Origin of the sequence: Vibrio rotiferianus CAIM 577 = LMG 21460, assembly GCF_002741985.1 — a bacterium.
GTDB lineage: Bacteria > Pseudomonadota > Gammaproteobacteria > Enterobacterales > Vibrionaceae > Vibrio > Vibrio rotiferianus.
Map to the genome: position 1 here is coordinate 1 of NZ_APHW01000046.1, position 537 is coordinate 537.

The 537-nt window shown below is 43.4% G+C and carries 2 tRNA genes; both read left to right on the forward strand.

Annotation, left to right across the window (positions count from 1 at the left end):
• The first annotated feature begins 41 nt into the window (after positions 1-41).
• A tRNA-Ile gene (locus tag B853_RS15525) sits at positions 42-118 on the forward strand.
• A gap of 39 nt (positions 119-157) precedes the next feature.
• Positions 158-233 (forward strand) — tRNA-Ala (locus B853_RS15530).
• Positions 234-537 lie beyond the last annotated feature (304 nt).

A 537-nucleotide genomic window follows, 5' to 3' on the forward strand; every position in this document is an offset into this window, starting at 1 on the left:
ACACAGATTGATACGGTTTATAAAGTAAAAGAGACGATACTGGGTCTGTAGCTCAGGTGGTTAGAGCGTTCGCCTGATAAGCGAGAGGTCGGTGGTTCGAGTCCACTCAGACCCACCAATTTCCTTTGAAGTTGGTATGCAGTATCGACACCTTGATGGGGCTATAGCTCAGCTGGGAGAGCGCCTGCCTTGCACGCAGGAGGTCTGCGGTTCGATCCCGCATAGCTCCACCATCTTTAAGCGCATTCAATGAGTGCTTTTAAAAATGGTTTCATTAAGAAATCTAGCTCTTTAACAATTTGGAAAGCTGACAAATCAACAATTTATTGTTGATTGTAAAGTTCTCAATGTTTGTCTTTATGACAAACACCAATACAACACATTCAAGTGTTCTTGGAATTTGAGTCCGGCAAAATCGAGTCTGCATCATGTATAAAAATTGCAGACAACTTTGGTGACTTGTTCATCAACTCGAAACTCCTTCGGGTTGTATGGTTAAGTGACTAAGCGTACACGGTGGATGCCTTGGCAGTCAGA